The organism is Corallococcus macrosporus (genome assembly GCF_017302985.1).
GTDB classification, from domain to species: Bacteria; Myxococcota; Myxococcia; order Myxococcales; family Myxococcaceae; genus Corallococcus; species Corallococcus macrosporus_A.
The window spans coordinates 114,466-136,270 of sequence record NZ_JAFIMU010000017.1 but is presented as its reverse complement, the minus strand read 5'-3'; the positions used below and the strand labels follow the sequence as shown (position 1 = coordinate 136,270).

At 72.0% G+C, this 21,805-nt stretch carries 14 protein-coding genes; 7 read left to right on the top strand and 7 right to left on the bottom strand.

Going from position 1 to position 21,805, the window contains the following annotated elements; translation table 11 throughout:
• The first annotated feature begins 71 nt into the window (after window positions 1-71).
• Window positions 72-5,030, top strand: coding sequence for an ATP-binding protein (locus JYK02_RS36900; protein WP_207057649.1), 4,959 nt, complete (start codon window positions 72-74; stop codon window positions 5,028-5,030).
• A gap of 17 nt (window positions 5,031-5,047) precedes the next feature.
• On the opposite strand, the gene JYK02_RS36895 is transcribed toward JYK02_RS36900, so the two are convergent.
• Window positions 5,048-6,079: a class I SAM-dependent methyltransferase gene (locus JYK02_RS36895; protein WP_207057648.1), complete on the bottom strand. Its 1,032-nt coding sequence runs from the start codon at window positions 6,077-6,079 to the stop codon at window positions 5,048-5,050.
• Between the two features lie 310 nt (window positions 6,080-6,389).
• Here JYK02_RS36895 and JYK02_RS36890 point away from each other — a divergent pair, with 310 nt between their 5' ends.
• From JYK02_RS36890 to serA, 4 genes are all read left to right on the top strand, one after another.
• Window positions 6,390-6,767, top strand: a complete 378-nt coding sequence (locus tag JYK02_RS36890) for an STAS/SEC14 domain-containing protein (protein WP_207057647.1) — start codon at window positions 6,390-6,392, stop codon at window positions 6,765-6,767.
• Window positions 6,768-6,895: 128 nt separating this feature from the next.
• Window positions 6,896-8,548 carry a serine protease gene (locus JYK02_RS36885; RefSeq protein ID WP_207057646.1) on the top strand — a complete coding sequence of 551 codons (1,653 nt, stop codon included), beginning with the start codon at window positions 6,896-6,898 and terminating at the stop codon, window positions 8,546-8,548.
• A 198-nt stretch (window positions 8,549-8,746) separates the two neighbouring features.
• Window positions 8,747-10,408, top strand: coding sequence for an ATP-binding protein (locus tag JYK02_RS40860; RefSeq protein WP_207057645.1), 1,662 nt, complete (start codon window positions 8,747-8,749; stop codon window positions 10,406-10,408).
• A gap of 11 nt (window positions 10,409-10,419) precedes the next feature.
• A complete protein-coding gene (serA, locus tag JYK02_RS36875; RefSeq protein ID WP_207057644.1) occupies window positions 10,420-11,673 on the top strand; it encodes a phosphoglycerate dehydrogenase in 1,254 nt (417 codons plus the stop codon).
• Between the two features lie 13 nt (window positions 11,674-11,686).
• Here the strand turns inward: serA and JYK02_RS36870 are convergent, their stop codons facing one another.
• Window positions 11,687-13,090, bottom strand: a complete 1,404-nt coding sequence (locus JYK02_RS36870; RefSeq protein WP_207057643.1) for an FAD-binding oxidoreductase — start codon at window positions 13,088-13,090, stop codon at window positions 11,687-11,689.
• 168 nt (window positions 13,091-13,258) lie between these two features.
• On the opposite strand from JYK02_RS36870, the gene JYK02_RS36865 reads away from it, so the two are divergent.
• On the top strand, window positions 13,259-13,621 hold the full coding sequence (locus tag JYK02_RS36865) for a hypothetical protein (RefSeq protein WP_207057642.1): 363 nt from the start codon (window positions 13,259-13,261) through the stop codon (window positions 13,619-13,621).
• A gap of 27 nt (window positions 13,622-13,648) precedes the next feature.
• Window positions 13,649-15,445, top strand: a complete 1,797-nt coding sequence (locus JYK02_RS36860; protein WP_207057641.1) for a hypothetical protein — start codon at window positions 13,649-13,651, stop codon at window positions 15,443-15,445.
• Window positions 15,446-15,491: 46 nt separating this feature from the next.
• On the opposite strand, the gene JYK02_RS40230 is transcribed toward JYK02_RS36860, so the two are convergent.
• The 5 genes from JYK02_RS40230 to JYK02_RS36835 all read right to left on the bottom strand — a co-directional run bounded on the left by JYK02_RS40230 (window position 15,492) and on the right by JYK02_RS36835 (window position 21,785).
• On the bottom strand, window positions 15,492-15,674 hold the full coding sequence (locus tag JYK02_RS40230; RefSeq protein ID WP_347402671.1) for an alpha/beta fold hydrolase: 183 nt from the start codon (window positions 15,672-15,674) through the stop codon (window positions 15,492-15,494).
• Between the two features lie 347 nt (window positions 15,675-16,021).
• Complete coding sequence (locus JYK02_RS36850) at window positions 16,022-16,762, bottom strand: siderophore-interacting protein (protein ID WP_207057640.1); 741 nt, start codon at window positions 16,760-16,762, stop codon at window positions 16,022-16,024.
• Window positions 16,759-17,325 (bottom strand): PadR family transcriptional regulator, encoded by a 567-nt coding sequence (locus tag JYK02_RS36845; RefSeq protein ID WP_242589621.1) that lies wholly within the window; start codon window positions 17,323-17,325, stop codon window positions 16,759-16,761. The genes JYK02_RS36850 and JYK02_RS36845 overlap by 4 nt, the downstream gene beginning before the upstream one ends.
• Before the next feature lie 189 nt (window positions 17,326-17,514).
• Entirely contained in the window at window positions 17,515-20,319 is a 2,805-nt protein-coding gene (locus JYK02_RS36840) for a YncE family protein (RefSeq protein ID WP_431603524.1), read from the bottom strand.
• A 161-nt stretch (window positions 20,320-20,480) separates the two neighbouring features.
• On the bottom strand, window positions 20,481-21,785 hold the full coding sequence (locus JYK02_RS36835) for a hypothetical protein (protein WP_207057638.1): 1,305 nt from the start codon (window positions 21,783-21,785) through the stop codon (window positions 20,481-20,483).
• Between the last annotated feature and the right edge of the window lie 20 nt (window positions 21,786-21,805).

Below are 21,805 nucleotides of genomic sequence, written 5' to 3'. Positions count from 1 at the left end.
CTTGTGGAAGAGGGACGTCCGGCCGACCGCGCCGCCGGGGCGACGCGGTGGGGGGCTCGCGAGGGTACTGAATGGCGCAAGGCTTCCAACAGGCCGGCGACACCCCTGGGGAGCCACACCCGGGCCAACGGCTGGGCAACCGCTACGAGCTGCGTCAGCGGATGAAGGCCGGCCGGGGGATCTCCACCTGGCAGGGGTTGGACCTGCTCACGCACGAGCGCGTGCTCGTGAAGGTCACCGCCCTGTCCGCCTTCGTCCCCACGGCCCGCCACCGGCTGGAGCACGAGGCGGAGGTGCTGGGGCGGCTGCACGACCCGGCGCTCGTGCCCGTGCGTGACCTGGGCACCTTCGACGACCTGCTCTACCTCGTCACCCCGTGGGTGGAGGGCGAGACGCTGGAGGCGCGCCTGCAGCGCGGCCCGCTGTCCCTGCCCGAGGCCATCATGCTGGGCCAGCGCCTGCTGAAGGCGCTCGCGGAGGCGCACCGCGAGGGCGTCCTGCACCGCGACGTGAAGCCCTCCAACATCCTGGTGCGTGACCACCCGATGTCCGCCGCGTGGCTCACCGACTTCGGCCTGTCGCGCAGCGAGCGGTTGGATCCATCCCTGCGCGACTTGCCCGTGGGCACCGCGCGCTACCTGTCACCGGAGCAGGCGGGGCTCATCAACCGGCCGGTGGAGGCGCCGTCGGACCTGTACGCGGTGGGCCTGGTGCTCTTCGAGGCGCTGTCCGGCCGCCCCGCGCTGGAGGGCGCGACGGTGGGTGAGGTGCTTCGCCTGCACCTCACCGCGCACCCGCGCCTGCGGCCCGTGGGCGTGGAGGTGCCGCTGGCGATGGAGGAGCTCATCTCCCGCCTGAGCCAGACCGACCCGCGCGACCGCTACCAGTCCGCGGACGCCGCGCTCGCGGACCTCAACGCGCTGGAGGCCGCGCTGTCGCGGGGCGAGGCGGAGCCCGCGCTCGTCACCGGCGCGCACGACCACCGCCAGAGCCTCACCGAGCCGTCCTTCGTGGGCCGCCGCGAGGAACTGCTGACGCTGGAGCGCGAGCTGGAGCACGCGCGAGAGGAGGGCTCGCGCGCGGTGGTGGTGGAGGGCGAGTCCGGTGGCGGCAAGAGCCGGCTGTTGGAGGAGTTCTCCGCCCGCGCCTCCGGCCAGCGCGCGTGGGTGCTGCATGGCCAGGCGCAGGACCAGGCCGCGCAGCGCCCCTTCCAGCTCTTCGCGGGCGTGGCGGAGGGCATCGCCGCGGCGGCGCGCGAAGAGCCCGCGCTGGCCGCGCTGCTGCGTGAAAGGCTCGCGGGCCAGGAGGCCGGCCTGTGCACGGTGCTGCCCACGCTCACGGACGTGCTCGTCCCCGACGCGCGGGCGCCGCAGGCCCAGGGCCTGGGGCCGGAGTCCCTGAGCGAGAGCCGCAGCGTGTGGAGCCTCACCGCGCTGCTGGGCGCGCTGGGCACGCCGGACGCGCCCGCGGTGGTGGTGCTGGAGGATTGCCAGTGGGCGGACGCGCTCACGCTGCGCGCGCTGGAGGCGTGGTGCCAGGGCCGCCGCGCGGGGGACGGGCGGCTCCTGCTCATCGTCTCCTTCCGCAGCGAGGACATCCACGCGGGCCACGTGCTGCGGCGGCTGACGCCGGGCGCGCACCTGAAGCTGTCCGCCTTTGGCGCGGCGGAGGTGGCGCTGCTCGCGGAGTCCATGGCCGGCGTGCTGCCGCCGGAGGCCGTGGAGCTGGTGACGCGGCTGGCGGAGGGCAACCCGTTCATGGCCTCCGCGGTGCTGCACGGGCTGGTGGAGGACGGCGTCCTCGTGCCCGGTCCGGACGGCTGGCTGGTGCAGCCGGAGGCCATGGCGCACGCGCGCTCGTCGCGCCAGGCGGCCACGTTCCTGGTGCGGCGCCTGCGCCTGTTGCCGCCGGAGTCCCTGCACGTGCTCAGCGTGGGCGCCGTGCTGGGCAAGTCCTTCGACGCGAAGTCGGTGGCGGCCCTGTCCGGCACGCCGCTGGAGGCCGTCAACACCGCGCTGGAGCCGCCGCGCCGCCGGCACATGCTGTGGACGGAGGGCACGCGCTCCACCTTCGTGCACGACAAGCTGCGCGAGGTGCTGCTGGACCTGCTGTCCCCGGAGGAGCGCCGGGAGCTGCACCGGCTGGCCGCGCGCGCCGCGCAGCAGGCCGTGCCCAACGACCCCTACGAGCTGGCCTACCACTTCGACGCCGCCGGAGAGAGCGCGCAGGCCCTGCCCTACGCGCTGGTGGCCGCGGAGCAGGCGCGCCAGCGCTTCTCGCTGGACACCGCGGAGGTGAACTACCGCATCGCCGAGCGCGGCGCGGAGGGCGCGGACGCGCACACCCGCTACCGCATCGCGTCCGGGCTGGGCACCGCGCTGATGATGCGCGGCCGCTACGACGAAGCGCAGCAGCAGCTGGAGGCCGCGCAGGCGCTGGCGCACGACCGGCTGGAGCAGGGCCGCACGCTGGGGCACCTGGGCGAGCTCGCCTTCAAGCGCGGCCAGACGGTGCAGGCCAACGCCTACCTGGAGCAGGGACTGAAGCTGCTGGGCCGCTGGGTGCCACCCGGCACGCTGGCCACCGGCGCGAGCGCCGCGTGGGAAATCCTGATGCAGGCCGCGCACACCGTGGCCCCGCGCCTGTGGCTGGCCCGCAGGTCCCTGGCCGAGGGCGAGGAGGACCTGCTCGCGGTCAACCTCTACAGCCGGCTCGCGTACGGCTACTGGTACCAGCGCGGCCGCGCCGCGGTGCTGTGGGCGCACCTGCGCGACATGAACCTCGCGGAGCGCTACCCGCCCACGCCGGAGCTGGCGCAGGCGTACTCCGCGCACTCGCCCGCGCTCACCACCCTGCCCTGGTTCCAGCGCGCGTATGCCTACGCGGAGAAGTCGCTGGCCCTGCGCCAGCAACTGGGTGACGTGTGGGGCCAGGGCCAGTCGCTGCACTTCTACGGCCTGGCGCTCTATGCCTCCTCGCGCTTCAAGGAGTGCATCGAGAAGTGCCGCGAGGCGGTGCGCCTCCTGGAGCGCACCGGCGACCCGTGGGAGGTGAACAACGCCACCTTCCAGATCGCCATGTCGCTCTACCGCCTGGGCCGCCTGAAGGAAGCGGCGGCGGTGAGCCAGAAGCTGCACGCGGCGGCGCTCGCGCTGGGGGACCGGTACTCGCTGCGCCTGGGCCTGGAGGCGTGGGCCAAGTCCACCGGCGGCCGCATCCCCGCGGCGCTGCTGGAGACGGAGCTGGCGGCGCCCACCGCCACCGACCCGCAGTCCTTCGCGGGCGTGCTCCAGGCGGAAGGACTGCGCCTGTTGCGTGAGAACGAACCCGCGCGCGCCGCGGAGGTCCTGGAGCGCGCCGAGCGCGTGGTGGAGGACGCGCACCTGCGCCAGGAGTACGTGGCCCCCATCACCCCGTGGCTCGCGACCGCGCGCAGGCGGCTGGCGCAGCAGGCCAGCCCCCTGAACCCGAAGCAGCGCGACCGGCTGTTGAAGGAGGCCGACGGCGTGGCCCGCCGCGCCCACGAGATTGCCCGCACCTACCGCAACAACCTGCCGCATGCGCTGCGCGAGCGCGGCCTGATGTGCGCGCTGCGCGGCCGGCCCGCGCGCTCACGCAAGCACCTGGACGAAGCGCTGCGCGTGGCGGAACAACTGGGGATGCGCCAGGAGCGCGCGCTGACGCTCCAGGCCCGGGGCGAGGTGGGCCGCGTGCAGGGCTGGCCCGGCGCCGCGCGCGATTTGGAGACAGCGGCGCGCGAGCTGGAGGCCATGGAGGACGGCCTGCACAAGGAGGCGGAGCACGGCTCGGCCGTGGAGACGCTGTCGCTGGTGGACCGCTTCCCGCGCGTGCTGGAGGTGGGGCGCAGGCTCGCCTCCGCCCTGTCGCGCGACGCCGTGTTCGAGACCGCCCGCCAGTCCATGCAGGAGCTCTTGCGTGCCGAGCGCTGCGCGGTGGTGGACCCGCGCGCGGTGGTGTCCGAGGAGGAGGCGAAGAACCAGGGCCTCAGCCGCACCGCGCTCGCCCGCGCGCTGGAGACGGGCCGCATCACCGTGCTGGGCCAGGGGCTGCCCGGCGGCATCAGTGAGAGCATGGAGCTGCTCGGCGTGCGCTCGCTCTTGTGCGCGCCGCTCCAGGTGCGCGGCAAGACGGTGGCGTGCGTGGTGGCCAGCCACCGCAAGGTGGGCGCGCTGTTCGGCGAGGACGAGGAGCGCCTGGCCTCCTTCGTGGCGGTGCTGGCGGGCGCGGCGCTGGAGAACGCGGAGAACTTCGAGCGCGTCGCCGCCCTCTCCGAGGAGCAGGGCCGCCTCTACCGGGAAGAGCAGGAGGCCGTGCGCCGCCGCGACGACTTCCTCTCCATTGCCGCGCACGAATTGAAGACGCCGCTCACGTCGCTGCAGCTCCACATCCAGGGGCTCCAGGCGAAGGCGAAGGGCGCGCCCATGCCGCCGGAGAAGCTGACCGCGAAGCTGGAGTCGGCCTACTCGCAGACGCAGCGGCTGGGGAAGCTGGTCAACGACCTCCTGGACATCTCCCGCATCGCGCAGGGCCAGCTGCACATCAAGCGCGAGGACGTGGACCTGGTGTCCCTGGTGCGCGGCCAGTTGGAGCGCAGCCGCGAGGCCCTGGTGCGCGCCGAGTGCGAGGTGCGCTTCCACGCGAGCGAGCCCCGGCTCGTGGGCCACTGGGATGCGCTGCGGCTGGAGCAGGTGGTGGGCAACCTGCTGACCAACGCCATGAAGTACGGCGCGGGCAAGCCGGTGGAGGTGACGCTGGACGGCGACGCGACGCGCGTGCGGCTGGAGGTGCGCGACCACGGCATCGGCATCGCGGAGGAGGACCGGGCGCGCATCTTCGAGCGCTTCGAGCGCGCCGTGTCCGTGCGCCACTACGGCGGCTTCGGGCTGGGCCTGTGGATCGTCCGCGAAATCGTGCAGGCGCTGGGCGGCAACATCGACGTCACCAGCGCTCCGGAGCAGGGCTCGACGTTCACCGTCACCCTGCCCCGCTCCGGCTCGCCCGTGCACTGAAAGAGCGGGCGGCGCGGCTACCGGCGCGTCGCCTCCAGGTAGATGACGTTGTCCTGCGAGTCGCGGAACAGCCGCACGTTGGCCACCTGCTCCAGCGGCGTCTCCGACAGGAGGTCGCGCATGCCGTCCTCGTCCCGGTAGGTGAGCCACCAGTCCATGAAGGCCTCCATGTAGCCCGTCTCCGGCGGGTGCACCGCGAAGTTGGCCACCAGCAGGCGTCCGCCCGGGCGCAGCATGTGGAAGAGCAGCGCGGTGAGGCGGGCCGCCACGGAGTCCGACAGGTAGTCGTACAGCCCGGCCGAGTACGCGAAGTCCAGGTCCGTGAACACCGCCTTGCCCGCGAGCAGCGCGCGGACCGAGCCGCACACCGGCCGCACGATGCCGTTCGGGTGCAGGCGCGAGATTTCCGCCAGGCTCACCGGGTCCTGGTCGAACGCGATGAGCTCCTGGAGCCCGCGCTCCGCCACCGCGCGCGAGGACTCCGCCTCCCGCAGGTGCCCGCACGCCACCGACAGCACGCGCCCGTCGGGCCGCCGCTCGGCCGTCTCGTCCATCATCCGCGCGAGCAGCTCCCGGCGCTCGCGCACGCTCCGCGCGGAGGGCTGCCCGTGCATGTACCGGTAGATTTCCCGGCCCGCGTGCAGCTCGTCCGCCGCGTGGTCCATGTAGAGGTAGTCGATGAGGGCCGCGTCGCCCGCGTAGCCGCGCGGCCGTTCGAAGGCGTGCCGGGTGAAGGGGCACTGGTGCAGGAAGGGGCGCATCGGGTGCTTGCGCGCCAGCTCCAGGCAGAAGCGCTTCCACACCTCCGGGCTCCAATGCCGCCGCCGCTCGATGAGCCCCCCGTGCAGGTCCGTCATGCCCTGGTGCAGCGTCTCGTCCGGGCCCTGCATCATCCGGGCGTGCAGTGCGTCCAGCCACTCGCGGGACTCCAGGAAGGCCTCCTCGGCTGTGAACGCTTCCTCCCTGGGCGGGTTCACCAGGAGGAGGTGGTTGGTTTCAGGCGCGACCGGCGGAGCCGCGCCGTGGACCGAAAAGATGGGCTGGCGCATAGGCATCATCCTGACAACCTGGGAGCGGAGGGCATCCACTTCCCGCGCCTCCGCCTTTCGCCGGGCCCTGCTCCAGCCGGCCGGCCGGGCCCCAGCGCACCGCCTGTCCCGCACCCATCGCGCGCGCCGTGACGCACCCGGGTCCGGGGGGACTGGGGCAGGCTGGGTTCTACCCGCAAGGTCCGACAACCCCTGCGGCCTGGAGCCGCGCGGAGCAGCGCGGGCGGCGGAATGCGGGGGTGCGGTATCCGGCGACAGGCACTGCGGTTAGGATGGCGCGCCCCGCCTGGAAGAGAGCCGCAAGCCGCGCATGAAGATTGAAATCGCCCACCTGCCCCACGACATCATCGAGATCATCTATCCCTCGGAAGTGACGCCGAAGGACGTGACCGAGTACGTCGAGCAACTGAAGAAGGACATCACCGCCCGTGGGGGCGCGGAGTGGTCCGCGCTGGTGGACCAGTCCAAGCTGCGGGTGATGCCGGCCTCGGTGGTGGGGGAGATGGCGCGGCTGAACGCCTACGCCCAGCAGCGCGGCATGAAGCGCTCCGCGCGCGTGGTGAGCGACCCCGGCAGCGGCCTCCAGGCCTGGCGCATGACCAAGAACGCCGGCCTCACCATCCCCGCGAAGACCTTCGAGACGCGCGCCGAGGCGCTGTCCTGGCTCGAAGCGCCCGACGCGGACTGAGAAGAACCCACCCCTGACATCCCCCGCCCCCGGTCCTTCCCTGCGACCGCACGGGTCCGTCTACGTCTTCCAGTAACACGCCCATTCTTCGCTGTGTCTGTCGCAGCACCCGTCAGGAGTCACCCCGCATGTCCGTGTCCGCCCCCGCCCTCCGAGCGAAGCTGCTCGGCACCCTGTTCTGTACCCTCACCGCGCTGGCCTGCGGGCCGGCCCCTGAACCGGGAGCGCCCGAGCAGCCCGCGCTGACCGACTCCAGCGCGCCGGTGGTCTACGGCACCGACGACCGCCAGGACGTCTACGCGGCCCCGGAGGGGGTCCTGAAGCAGCGGGCGCAGCAGTCCACCGTGGCGCTGCTGCACCGCAGCGCCATCGACGTGTCGAACCCGAGCAACGTCAAGGTGAACCCGAAGACGCTGGGCGAGTGGGAGAAGCTGTGCACCGACCAGCGCTTCTACAACGACCCGGCGCCGGCCTTCTGCTCCGGCACGCTCATCGACGATGACCTGGTGCTGACCGCGGGCCACTGCGTGGGGCCCGCGGAGGAGGACGCCGTCGAGTGCGAGGACGTGCGCTTCGTCTTCAAGTTCTACAAGACGGGGGAGAACACGCTGGAAACCATCACCAGCCAGGACGTCTTCTCCTGCAAGAGCATCGTCGCGCGGCACCTGAGCGATGACACGGAGGACGCGTACGTGGACTTCGCCATCATCAAGCTGGACCGCTCCGCGTACCCGCGCTTCACCCCCGCGCCGGTGCGCGCGGGCAAGGCCCCCGTGACGGTGGGCCAGAAGCTGGCCGTCATCGGCAGCGGCAGCGGCCTCCCGTTCAAGATCGACTCGGGCGGCGCCGTGCGTGAGAACAACGCCGACTACATGGACTACTTCATCGCCAACACGGACACCTTCGAGGGCAACTCCGGCTCCAGCGTGTACGAGACGACCAACAACACCGTCGCGGGCATCCTGGTGTTCGGCGACACGGACTACGTGCCGCGCCCGGGCGCGAGCTGCAACGAGGTCAAGGTGTGCTCGGAGACCGGCTGCGGGGGCGAGGGCGTCATCTACGTGCACCACGCCATCGAGGAACTGTGCCTGCGCACCACCAGCCAGCGGCTGTGCAACACCACGCCGCCCCCGGCGACGAAGTACGACTTCAACGCGACCAACACCTCCACCGCCACGCGCAACACCGTCAACGGCACGGTGACGCTCGCGGCCGGCCAGAAGCTCACCGTGGGCACCTGCGGCGTCACCGGCGCCGCCGTCACGGGGGACTCGTTCCTGCGCCTGCGCGGCCCGTCCGGCTCGGAGGTCGCCTCCAACGACGACGCGTGCGGCGGCACGGGTTCGAAGATCACCTTCACCGCCACCGTCGCGGGCACCTATGAGATCCGCGCCGGCTGCTACCAGAACAGCAGCTGCGGCGGCACGGTGGCCTGGGAGATTGCCCAGGGCAGCTCTCCCACCCAGGGCTCCTTCACCTTCGACGTGAGCAACACCGCCAACGCCACCACGGGCACGGCGAACAGCGACGTGACGCTCCAGGCCGGCCAGACGCTGTCCTTCGGCAGCTGCGGCGTGGCGGGCGCGTCCGGCACGGGTGACACGGTGGTGCGCCTGTTCAACAACGCCACCGGCCAGCAGGTGACGTTCAACGACGACGCGTGCGGCTCGCTGTCCCGCGCGGCCTACACCGCGCCCGCGGGCGGCACGTATCAGATCCGCGTGGGCTGCTTCGGCAGCACCGCGTGCAGCGGCACGGTGGCCTGGACCCTCCAGTAGCCCCCAGGCCCCATCGCGTCCCTGCTGTCCTTCCGGGCCCGTCCCTCCCCACCGCATGCGTGGGGAGTGGCGGGCCCGGTGTCTTCCAGCAGCCCGCTGCCCCGCCCGGGAAGCAGGCGGGGGCGCGGGCCACGCGCAGGCAGGGAACAGGCGCCGCCTTAACTTGAAGGTCGTCTTCCGAGTCCCTCGAGGCCGCGCGTGCAGACCCCGGATGCCCGACAACAGGAGCTCTGGCGCCGGGCGCGCCGGCTGTCGTCGGCCATGGCGGGGCTGACGCTCGTGCTGGGCGCGGGGGTGCTGCTGGGCTGGGCGGTGGGGAGCGTGACCCTGACGCGGCTGGTTCCCGGCCTGCCCCAGATGGTCCCGCTGACGGCGCTGGGCCTGATGCTCATCGCGTGCGCGGAGCTGGCGCTGGGCGGAGGCAGGGCCGCATCGCGCCGGCTCGGCCGGGTGCTGGCCCTGGTGGGCGTGCTGCTGAGCGTCCTGATGTTGAGCACGTACGTCTGGGAGCCGTCGCGCTGGGATGCCCTGTTCCAGCAGTTGGACGGGCGCACCTCCCCCCAGTCCGCGTCGATGCTGCTGATGCTCGGCCTGGCCCTGGCGCTGCGGGACGCGGAGGGACGCCGGGCGCGGCGGCTGTCCCAGGCACTGGCGCTGGGGACCCTGTTCCTGTCCTTCAGCGTGCTGGTGGCCTACTCGTTCCAGGAGCCGCGCATCTACTGGTTCGCCGGCAAGGACATTGGCATCGCGCTGCACACCGACGTGGGCCTGCTGCTGTTGTCCCTGGGGGCCCTGCTGCTGCGCCCCGAAGACGGCGTGGTGGGGGCGTTCCTCCACGCGGGCGCGGGCGGCATCATGGCCCGGCGGCTGCTGCCGGCGCTGCTCGTGCCCGTGATGGGCGGCGTGGCCGCGCACCAGACGCTGCGCCACACGCGGATGGATCCGCGCATGGTGTGGTCGTTGATGGAGGTGGCGCAGGCGGCGGTGCTCACGTGGGTCGTCTGGCGCGCGGCCACGCGCCTCAACGCCCTGCACGCCGAGCAACTGCGGGCCGAGGAGCGCACCCGCGAGGACGCGCGGGCCCAGCGCCGGCTGGCGGAGGAGAACGCGCGGCTCTACGCGGAGGCCGGCGAGGCCGCCCGCGCGCGCGAGGACGTGCTGGCCGTCGTGTCGCACGACCTCAAGAACCCGCTGTCCACGGTGCGGCTGGGCGCGGGGATTCTGGCGCGCCGGCTGGAAGCCCTGCCGGAGGGGGCGGCGCTCCAGCGGCAGGTGGCCGCCATCGACCGGGCGGCGGTGCACATGCAGGAGCTCATCACCCGGCTCCTGGACGCCGCGCGGCTGGACGCGGGACAGCCCCTGGTGATGGACCGCCACCCGGAAGCCGTGGAGCCGCTCGCCGTGGACGCGCTGGCGATGGTGGAGCCCCAGGCCCAGGGCAAGGGCGTCCACCTGCGGCACCAGCTGGCTCCGGAGCTGAGCGCCTCCTGCGACCGCCCGCGCATCCTCCAGGTCCTGGCCAACCTGCTGGGCAACGCCGTCAAGTTCACCCCGCCCGGAGGCACCGTCACCGTGACGGCCACGCAGGACGCGGGCACCGTGCGCGTGAGCGTGCGCGACACCGGCCCCGGCATCCCCAAGGCCCACCAGGGCCGGCTCTTCCAGCGCCACTGGCAGGCGCGCGACACCGCCCACCAGGGCAGTGGGCTGGGGCTCTACATCGCCTGCGGAATCATCACCGCCCACGGGGGCCGCCTATGGGTGGACAGCGACGAAGGGGCCGGCACGACGTTCACCTTCACCTTGCCGGAGTCCCCTCCCTCCCACCCGAGGCTTGACACCATGGAGGGCGAGGTCTAACGCAAGGCGCCATGAGCACACCCCGCTTCCCGCCGTCGCCCCGCCGCCCCGTGAGCACCGAGGGCCCGCTGCGAGTCATGTTGCTGGAGAACATCCACGCCTCGGCCCAGGAGATGCTGAAGGCGGAGGGCTTCGAGGTGGAGCGGCTGTCCGCGGCGCTCAAGCCGGAGGAGCTGGCGGAGCGGCTCAAGGGCGTGCACCTCTTGGGCATCCGCAGCAAGACGACGGTGCCGGAGGAGGCGCTGAAGTACGCGGACGACCTGCTGGCGATTGGCGCCTTCTGCATCGGCACCAACCAGATTGACCTGCTCGCCTCCAGCGTGCACGGCGTGCCGGTGTTCAACGCGCCGTTCAGCAACACGCGCAGCGTGGCGGAGATGGTGCTGGCGGAGGTGGTGGTGCTGACGCGCCAGCTCTTCGACCGCAGCCGGGAGGTGCACGCGGGGCAGTGGCGCAAGGTGGCCACGGGCAGCCACGAGGTGCGCGGCAAGACGCTGGGCATCATCGGCTACGGGCACATCGGCTCGCAGCTGGGCGTGCTGGCGGAAGCCCTGGGCATGCGCGTCCTCTACTACGACGTGATGACGAAGCTGCCGCTGGGCAACTCGCGCTCGGTGCCCACGCTGAACGGGCTCTTGGCGGAGTCCGACTTCGTGACGCTGCACGTGCCGGCGCTGGCCTCCACGCACCTGATGATTGGCGCGGAGCAACTGGCGGCCATGAAGCCGGGCGCGTGCCTCATCAACGCCAGCCGCGGCACGGTGGTGGACATCCCGGCGCTGGCCCGGGCGCTGCGCTCCAAGCACCTGGGCGGCGCGGCGGTGGACGTGTACCCGGAGGAGCCGGAGGGCAACTCGGACGGCTTCGTGACGGAGCTGCAGGGGATTCCCAACGTGGTGCTCACGCCGCACATCGGCGGCTCCACGGAGGAGGCGCAGGCGTCCATTGGCAAGGAGGTGGCCACGTCGCTGCTCAAGTTCGTGAAGGGCGGCGCGACGACGGGCGCGGTGAACTTCCCCAACGTGGAGGCGCCCATCAACCCGGGCACCCACCGCATCATCAACGTGCACCGCAACACGCCGGGCGTGCTCCGCGACATCAACCGCATCGTGTCCGACCTGAACGCCAACATCCACGCGCAGGTGCTGAGCACGGACGCCAACGTGGGCTACCTGGTGATGGACCTGGACCAGGACGTGTCCCGCCAGGTGTGCGAGGCCATCGCCGGGCTGGAGACGGACATCAAGACGCGCATCGTGTCCTGAGGCCGCGGGACGCTCAGGCGTCCAGAATCTTCCCCGGGTTGAGGATGCCCGCGGGGTCCAGCGCGCGCTTGAGGGTGCGCAGCAGCTCCAGCTCCCCGGGCGCGCGCGTGTAGTCCAGGTAGTCCTTCTTGAGCAGCCCGATGCCGTGCTCGGCGGAGATGCTGCCGCCGTGCTTGCGCACGAGGTCGAACATGGCGTGGTCGGACTGCTTGGCGTGGGCGAAGAAGTCCGCCTTCTCCACCCCGTCCGGCTTCATCACGTTGACGTGCAGGTTGCCGTCGCCGATGTGCCCGAAGAGGCAGATCTCCCAGCCCGGGTAGCGGCTGGCGAAGATGGCATCCAGCTCCGAGCAGAACGCCTCCAGGTTCGCCACCGGCAGCGAGATGTCGTTCTTGTGCAGCACGCCCGTGGCGGAGAGGCTCTCGCTGATGGACTCGCGCAGGGACCACAGCTCCTGCGCCTGCGCGGCGCCTTGCGCCTGGGTGCCGTCGGTGACGAGCCCGCGCTCGAAGAGCGAGCCGAGCCACGCCTCCACCGCCGCCGGGTCGCCGCCCTCGGACTCCAAGAGGACGTAGCAGCCGCTGGGCGCCTCGAAGGGCGAGCGCAGCTTGCGGTGGCGCTGCACGCGGGCCAGGCACTTGTCGGTGAAGAACTCGTAGGCGGACAGCACCAGCGGCGCCTGGCGCGCGTCGCGGAACAGCCGCAGCACGGCGGCCACGTCCGGCACCGCGAAGAGGAAGACGTCCTGCTTGCCCGGCAGCCGCGTCAGCTTGAGCGTGGCCTCCGTGATGATGCCCAGCGTGCCCTCGCTGCCGATGAAGAGCTGGCGCAGGTCCGCGCCGGTGTTGTTCTTCTCCAGCGCGCCGTTGAGCTCCAGCACCTGCCCCTGCGCCGTCACCACCTGCAGGCCCAGCACCCACTGCCGGGTGAGGCCGTAGCGGATGACCTTCACGCCGCCCGCGTTGGTGGCGATGTTGCCGCCCACCGTGCTGCTGCCCTTGGAGGCGAAGTCCACCGGCCAGGTGAGCCCGTGCGGCGCGCAGTGCTGGTGCACGCCTTCCGTCACGGCGCCGGCCTGCACGCGCACCGTGTTGCCCAAGAGGTCCACGGGCTCCATGCGGGTCATCCGCTTGAGCGACAGCACCACCTCGCCGTGCATGGCCACCGCCCCGCCCGCCAGGCCCGTGCGCCCGCCGGAGGGCACCACGGCGACGCGGTGCTGGTGGCAGAGCGCCACGAAGCGGGCGACCTCGTCCGTGGTGCGGGGGAAGGCCACCGCACCCGGAGCGGGGGCGTACACGCGCGTCCAGTCGCGGCCGTACTCCTGGAGCTCCGCGGGCTCCCGGGTCAGGAAGTCTGCGGGGAAGGACTCGGCGATGGCGCGGAGGAAGTCGGCGGGCAGCGCGGCGGTGGACATGGCACCCAGGCGTATTGCACCCCCTGGGGCATGACAAGCCCGGCGGCGCCCCTTCCGCAGGGCTCCCGACGCATGGCGGCCTGGGAAAGAGCCAAGGAATCCGGCGGCCTCCGTATAGGGCTGGACGCCGCGCCCCCGTCGCGGCCCTGCCCTTTCGAGGAACACCCCATGTCGTCGCTCCGCGCACTCGCCCTGCTGGCCGCCCTGTCCCTTGCCCCGAGCACCGCCGGGGCCCAGACCCAGCCGGAGCAGCCCGTCCCGGGCGTGACCTATGTCTTCGCGTCGGTGGATGCCTACGCCGTGTCCCACACCTCGCTCGACATCACCGGGACCCTCGTGGGTGAGAGCACGCCGCGCACCTTCAGCTTCTGGGCCGGCAACAGCTCGGACTCGGCGGGCAACTCCGTGGAGGCGTCGCGGTGTGACCGGCTGGCGCTGCTCGCCATGACCCGGCCCGGGCGATACCTGTTCTCGTGGGGCTACTACCTCCCGTACTCCTACGCCCCGCAGTGCACGCTGACCCGCCAGTAGCTCCCGGCCGCCTTCATGGACACGCGGATGCGCATGATGCGGGCGTGGGTGTGGCTTGCCCTGGGGCTCCAGCTCGGCTGCGGTGTCGGCAGCGGCCTGGGCTCCCGGGACCTGGACGGCGACGGCCATCCGGCGGAGCTGGACTGCGATGACGCGAACCCCACCGTGTGGCGGTCCGTCAGGGGCTACGAGGACTCGGACGGGGACGGCTTCGGTGAGGGGGACTCGCTCGTCGCCTGCGTGGGAAGCAAGACGAAGCAGTGGGCCCAGGTGGGAGGCGACTGCGCCCCCACGGACGGCACCCGCTGGCGCACCGTGCCGGGCCTCTACCCGGACGCGGACGGAGACGGGGCCACGGGCAAGGGCCCGGTGACGGGCTGCGTGGGGGACACGCTCGTGGGCTACCGGGAGCAGCCGGCGGCGCCGGACTGCGACGACGGGGACGCGGCGGTGTCGGCCCTGTCGGAAGCGTGGGCGGACACGGACCTGGACGGCGTGGGCGCGGGAATGACCATCGCGTGGTGTCCCAGCCGGGGGCGCTCGCCGCCCAAGGGGTACGTGCTCACCTCGGGTGACTGCGCGCCGGGGGACGCCCGCTCCTGGCAGCGGCTGCCCTTCACGCACCGGGACGAGGACGGGGACGGCTTCGCCGTGGAACAGCAGGGTACGGTGTGCGCGGGCGCGACCCTGCCCGCGGGCTACGACACCGTGTCCGACCCGCCGGACTGCGATGACCGCAACGCGAGCCGCACGGTCCGGGTCGAGCGCTGGTTGGATCCGGACGGAGACGGCTACGGCGACGGAGCGCCGGTGCTCCGCTGCGTGGGCCCGAAGGAGACCGCGCCGGGAGAGACGTTCCGGGGCGGGGACTGCGCGCCGGGAGACGGCACCCGCTGGCACCTCCTGTTCTACGCCTCGCGGGACGGCGATGGCGATGGCCGCCTGTCCCCGGCGACGGGCCAGGTGTGCAGCGGCTTCTGGCTGCCCAAGGGCTACTCCCAGGAGGCGTGGAATGACGACTGCGACGACGGGAACGCGGCGCTGTTCCGGGCCTGGAGCGTCCACGCGGACGCGGACGGAGACGGCGTGGGCGCGGGCGCGGCGGCTTCCATCTGCGGCACGGCGAGCGTGCCCACGGGCTACTCCACGCAGGCCACGGACTGCGCGCCCCAGGACGCCACCCTGTGGCGGATGCTGGGCTTCACCTATCGCGACGCGGACGGCGACACGTACACCGTGGCGCAGGCGGGCGAGCTGTGCGCGGGCACGGCGCTGCCCGCGGGCTACACGACACGGCGGCTGTCGGGCGAGGACTGCGACGACACGAACGCCACCGCCTTCCGGGACGTGCTGGCCTTCGAGGACACGGACGGGGACGGCGTGGGCGCGGGCGGGTCGACGCTCCTCTGCACCAACGGCCAGGTCCCCAGCCCCTGGTCCGCCAGCAGCACGGACTGCGACGCGCAGGACGCGACGCGCTGGCAGAACCTGTCCGCCACCCACGAGGACCGCGACGGAGACGGCTTCACCGCGCCCATCCCCGAGCAGACCATCTGCACGGGGAAGACGCTACCCGCGCCCTACGCGGCCAAGGCCGTGGGCAACGACTGCGACGACGCGAACGCGGACCGCTACCACTGGACGTACCTCTACCGGGACCAGGACGCCGACGGCGTCGGGGCCACGCCCCGGCAGATGACGTGCATGGGCCAGACCGTGCTCGACGGATGGTCGCGGTACGGGGACGACGCGGATGACGGGAACGCCGCCGTCCAGACGGACGAAGCCGCGGAAGAGGAGCTGAGCCTCATCCTGGACCTGTGAGCCCCAGCCTCCGGACGGGACCACTCCCGCCCGGAGGCCCGGACGCTCAGCCCTGGATGAACGCCAGCAGGTCCTTGTTGATGACGTCCTTGTTCACCGAGCACATGCCGTGGCTGAAGCCCGGGTACACCTGGAGCTTCGCGCCCTTCGCGAGCGTGACCGTGATGCGCGCCGCTCCGTCGATGGGGACGCTCTGATCATCGTCTCCGTGCATCACCAGCGTGGGCACGTCGAAGCGGGCCAGGTCCGCGCGGAAGTCCGTTTCGGAGAAGGCCCCCCATCACGCCCTGGAGGCGGAAGCTCTCACGCAGCCCTTCCGACACCTGCGCGCCCGGTGCCGTGACGCCCGATGTAGCGCGTCACCTCCCCTCCCCCCCGTGGAGTGGCCGGGGAGAAGACGACAGGCTGTCCCTGCCGGGGTCCCCAGTCCTTGAAGTAGAGCTGAGTGCCGTCCCGCGTGGTGAGGAAGCTGCCTGGAATCCGCCCCGTGCTCGCGGAGCCCGTCTGGGTGTCGTTCGCCATGGCGCGACGGTGCGCATCGCCCCCGGGGCCGGTGATTGCCCCTGGGGTCAGGCTTCAGTGCGAGCCACCACCGCCGCGGTGCCAGTAGGACGCGGCCTTGATCCACTCCACCGGGTGCTTCCGCTCCTCGGCGAAGTGGTTTCGCAGCTCGCGGACCCACTCGGCCTCACCGGCGATCCACACGAAGCCATCCCCCGCCGGAGGCGTGAACCCGGCGAGCGCGCGGCGCAGCAGCTCACCGTCGCCCGGCCCCGGCTCGCCGCGAACAATCCAGGTCGGCTGCCAGGACGCCTTCGTGACGAAGGTCTGCTTCTCGGCCTCGTTCGCCACGACGGCCACGGTCGTCACCGGCACGCCCGGACGCAGCAACTCCACCCGACGGCCGAGCGCCGGCAGCGCGCTCTCGTCACCCACCAGCAGGTACCAGTCGAAGTCATCCGGCACGAGTTGCGAGCCCTTCGGCCCGCCAATCTCCAGCGTGGAGCCGACCTGTGCCCCGGCGGCCCACTCCGTCGCGGGGCCGGAGCCATGCAGCGCGAAGTCGATGGTCAGCGTCTGGTTCCGGTTGTCGAAGGCGCGCGGCGTGAAGTCACGCATCACCTGTTCCCCCGCCCGCGGAAAGAACAGCTTGATGTGGTCATCCGGCGACGGGCTGTGGAAGTCCGCCAGGTCCGGCGAGGAGAAGTGGATGCGCCGCATGCGCGGTGTCACGGATTCCACGCCGCTGACCACCAGGCTGCGCCGCCGCAGCTCGTGGCGCACGCGCACCATCTGATGCAGGTCCTGGGTGCTCATGAGCGGAGCCTCTCGATCTTCTGCGCGGCTTCATCAATCAACGCCGCCACGTCGAGCACGACCTTCGTGTCCACGCCCGGCGACAGCGTGTCGAACAGCACGCTCTTCAGGTTCTGCATCGCGCGCCGCACTGGAGCCGCGTCCGTGCGCTCGCGCAGCGCTCCGGCCTCGCCAAGCCGCCGCAGCAGTCCCTCCACCGTCTTCGCGTTCTCCGCGAGCAGTGCCTTGCCCTGCGCCGTGATGGCGAAGAGCTTGCGCTGCGTGTCCGTCGTGTCCGGCTCGCCCACCAGCTCCATGTCCTTGAGCAGGGTGAGCGTGGGGTAGATGACCCCGGGGCTGGGCGCGTACACGCCGCGACTCAGGCCCTCGATGGCCCGGATGAGGTCGTATCCGTGCCGGGGCTCCTCGTTGATGAGGTGGAGCAGCACGAGCCGCAGCTCGCCGCCCTCGAACATCCGGTGACGCCCGCCGCCACCATGGCCTCCGTGCCGTCCCCGGCCCTCTCCCCGCTCGTGATGCCAGTGCTCCGGGTCGCCCCGGCCTCTTCCGTGTCCGCCGCGCATGTCGTGTCCCTTCAGGGGTTCAAGATGGCTTCCAGATGGGTCTGAGATATATCTCAGGATTATCGGAAGCAAGCCGACTTGAGCCTCGCGCCTGTCCGCCCGCTTCGTAACCTCTTGAAACGACAAGCGGCCCGGGCAGGAGTGCCCGGGCCGCCAGGATTCATCAGCCGCTGACCGAGGGAGCCGCCGCTACGGGTGGCTGGCGGGGTTCGCGGGGTGGGTGCCCGCGGCCCGCTCGTCCCCGTCGAGGAAGCCGTCCAGGTCGCGGTCGATGCCCATGCGCTGGCCGGAGCCCGGCGGCGTGCAGGTGTACGTCAGCACGCCGTGGTTCGTGGCGACGCCCGAGCGCAGCGACGCGGACGGCACCAGCGGGAGCGCCGCGCGGTCCGCCTTGAACTGCCCGCTGCCCAGGTAGCGGAAGCCCATCTCGGTCGTGCCCGCGCGGCCCTTGGCCACCAGGTCGCACTCGCCCGCGTCCGCGCGCGCCATCAGCAGGTCGATGCGCGAGCCCACCACCGCCGCGTTGGTCGCGGTGAGCGTCACCTGCTGTCCGACGATGGGCGCCAGGTTGGTCTCGAAGGCGAACATGTAGTCCTCCATGTCCTTCTTGGCCTGGAAGCCCGCGGGCGTGTCCGGGATGCCCACCTGGTTGAAGATGGGGTGGAAGTCGAAGCCGCTGTTGAAGAGGAACAGCGTGGGGATGGCGCCGTCGCTATTGAAGCCCGTGCCGCGCACCTGGTCTCCCAGGAACGGATCCACCGGCGTGGTGCCGAAGGGGAACCCGGCGCCGAACATGCCGACCTTCTGGTACATGTTGCGCAGGTGCGGGACCTTGGGGAACAGCGGCTCCGCGTCGAAGGAGCTGCGGCCGTCCGTGCCGAAGAAGCCCTTGAAGGGGCCTTCGCCCGGGTTCGCGTTCACGTCCACGCGGTGGCAGGACTCACACGAGCCCTGGAAGAAGCTCGTGGTGTTGGTGAAGAAGTCCTTGCCCGCCTGCTGCGAGGCCGTGAGCGAGTTGTCCAGCTTGCGGATGGGGTTGGGCGGGTAGACGACCTGGAGGATGAAGTCGGAGAACTTCTGCATCTCCGTCTCCGTGAGCTGCGAGCTGCGGCCCAGCAGGTCCTTGAACGCGGGGTTGAACTGCTTGAAGGCCGCGACCTCGTCGAAGGTGCCGCTGTTGGGCTGCACGCTGGGCGCGCTGTCGCCGCCGGTGCGGTCCCCGCGCCAGTGCATGGGGCCCTGGTTGGCCATGCCGCGCAGGCTCTGCGTGGACAGGGGGCCCTTCATCGGGTGGAACGCCGTGTCCTGGCCGAACGTGGGGTCCGTGCCGAACTCCGGCAGCACCGGCACGATGGGGTTGTAGCTCGTCTTCACGTCGCCATCCGGGTTGCCCAGGTCCCAGGTGGTGCTGTCGAAGTCACCGAAGATGTGGCAGCTGCCGCAGGACGAGTCGCCGTGGCTGGAGCTGTTGCGCGCGTCGTAGAGGAACGGGCGGCCCTGCACCACGCTCGTGGGCTCCGGGTTGAACATGGGCAGGTGCGCCAGCTCCGTCTTCGTCGCGGCGTCCACCACGGAGACGGCGTTGTCGAAGCGGGTGAGCACGTACACGCGCCCCCGGGCCTCATCCAGCACCAGGCCGGTGGGGCCGCCGCCCGTCAGCGTCACCTGGTTCGCCGTGGAAGGCGTGAAGGTGCCGGCCTCCAACTGTGACGTCGAGTACACGCCCAGCTTCGACGAGCCGAACGCGGCGACGTAGAGCGTGGCGCCGTCGGACGACACCGCCATGCCCGTGGGCTGCGCGAGGCTCTTCTCGCTCTCCGCGTTGGGCGTGGGCGCGCAGCAGGCCGCGTAGTTGATGTGCGTGTTGAGGTGGCGGGGCGTGACGGTGGGGGCGCTGGCGTTGCCCAGCACGGTGATGCGGCTCTCGTGCAGGTGGCCGCGCAGCGTCTCGCCCGCCAGGGTGCCGGGGCCCTCGAAGCGCAGGTCGTTGCGCGCCTCGGTGTTGCTCACGTAGACCTTCCCGCTCACCGGGTTGACGGCCATGTTGAACAGGATGGTGCCCACGCCCGCGTAGGTGCCCGCGGCGCCGGCCACCTGCACGGGCGGGTTCGCGGTGGCGGAGATGGCGAACACGTCCTTGTCCGGCAGGGTGAAGCGCAGGGCGTCGTTCCACGGCCGGTTGAGGCGGTCCAGCCAGTCCTGGCCGTTGTACTTCACGATGACGGAGACCTCCGGGGCGGGGATGCCCTGGTGGTTCACGTTGGGGCCGGGGACGCCGCCCACGGACTCGCCGCCGTTGGGCACCAGGCTCTCGTGGACCACGGAGGTGCGGTTGCCGGAGTGGAACGCCGCCGCGTAGACGCGGCTGCCGTCCGGCGTGGCCGCCAGCGCGCGCGGCGTGTCGCCAAAGAGGCTCAGGCGGGTGAGCGGCGTGCCGCCCAGCGTCGTCCCCAGGTTGTCCGAGTCGAACACCCAGACGTCCGCGCGGCCCACACCCGGCGTGGTGAGTTGCGGATCGAACCCGGTGTTCTGTCCCCGGTGCGCGGCGGTGATGAACGCGCGCTTCCTGCCCGTGCCGGCGAAGACGATGTCGCGGGGCTCGTCCCCCACCAGCAGCGTCCGCGTCACGCTGCCGCCCTGCCCGCCCGCGTCCACCTTCACGATGCTGACGCTGTCGGACAGGTGGTTGACCACCCAGACCTCGTCGTTGGTGCGCGCGGCGACGGCCACGGGCTCCAGGCCCACGGGCACGGAGCCCTTGTGCGTGAGGCCGCTGGCGGCGACCTGGAAGATCTCCAGCCGGTTGTCCGGCGTGTTGACGGCGTAGAGCCACTGGCCGTTGGGCGACAGGGCCAGGGGGCGGACCTGGCCACTCTCGAAGACGGTGAAGTGCTGAGCGTGCGAGGGGCTGCCGTAGGCGAGGCCCAACAGCAGCATCGCCGCGGACGCGGTGCGCGTGAAGGCACGGCGCACCACCGGGTGTCTGACTTTCATGATGTCTCTCTGGGAAGGGGTTGGGGACCCCGGCTGCACTGTAGATGTGGCGTCCGACATGGGGGCAACGGGTGGACCCGGACCCGGTGGAGTCATTGCGTGGCGCAATGACTCCCTTTCTGTGTACGCAGTGAAGGGCGTTCCCTGGTCGGTGCCGCGCGCTACCGGGGCCAGTCCCGCAGGAGCCGTTCGGTGGCATCCTGCTGGTCCCACTGCACGCGGCCGGTCAGCGTCAGGCCCCCGTGCTCGATGACGATGCGCCGCCACACCGGAGCGCCCGGGACGTAGCGCGCGTCCGCGCGGGCCCAGGCCGCGCCGCCGGTGGCCTCCACCATGCGCATCACGCAGGCGTCGAACTCCGCCTCCGGCAGCCAGCGCAGCGCGTCCAGCACCTGGTCGGACTCGAAGTTGCGCAGCGCGGTCGGGCGGCCGGTGACGGCACTCAAGGCCTGCGGGCCCTTACCCTCCGGGATGAAGGAGAGGCCCTGGGGCCCCAGCACGCAGAAGCCCTTCCGCTTGCCGAGCTGCGCGGGAAACACCGCCACGGAGTCCAGGCGCACGCCCGCCCGCGCCGCGCCACGCAGCGGGGCCTGCCGGTGCAGCTCCACGAGCAGCGCGACCGCCGGGGCCCGCTTCACGGCGCCCCCATGCAGCCGCCAGTCCCCCTCCAGCCGCGGGTCCAGGCTGTGCTCCAGCCGGAAGCCCTCGGGAGGGATGGCGCCCCAGCGCACCTCGCGCGGCTCGCCGAACATCGGGGCCCAGATGAGCCGTTCGCTGGTGAGCCGGAGCCGGCCCGCGCTCAGGAGCTGGGCCCCCAGGGTGGCCAGGGCGAACGTGACCAGGAAGCCCGTCAGCCAGGACTCCATCGACTTGGGGACGACGAAGGACAGCAGCAAGGTCAGCGCGAACACCGTCCCCACGGAGAGCACCAAGCGCCGCGTCCGCTCCTGCTTCCAGGCGGTGAACGGGGGTGCCAGGTCCGAGCGCAACCAGGAGTCGTTCTCGAAGACGAGCACCTCGCCCGGCTTCAGCGCCCAGCGCACCGCGGGCTGGCGCACCAGCGCATCCAACCGCGTCAGCGCCTCCTCCAACGGCACGTCCTCCGGCGCCACCGTCAGCGCGTTCAACCTGCGCCGGACCAGCTGCCGCAGCCCCTCGCGCCCGGCCGTCAGCTCCCGGGCCTCCCGCAGGACGGGCGTGCCGTCCGGCCAGACCTCCAGCTCCGCCCGGCGCTGGACGCGCTCCAGTGCCTCCTCCACCGCTCCCGCTTCGGCCACGAGCGTGGGCACCAGCTCCGGGCGCCGCAGCAGCGCGCGCTTCCAGCGAGGGCCGGACAGCACCTTCCGCAGCTCCGCGTGGGAGCGCCGGGCCGCGGCGAGCACCTCCGCGCGGCCCTCCAGCTGACGCTCGACGTCGGCCACGGTGAGACCTGGAGCGCTGGAGCCGGGACGTGACCGCTGGGACATCACGCCGCGCATCATAGCCT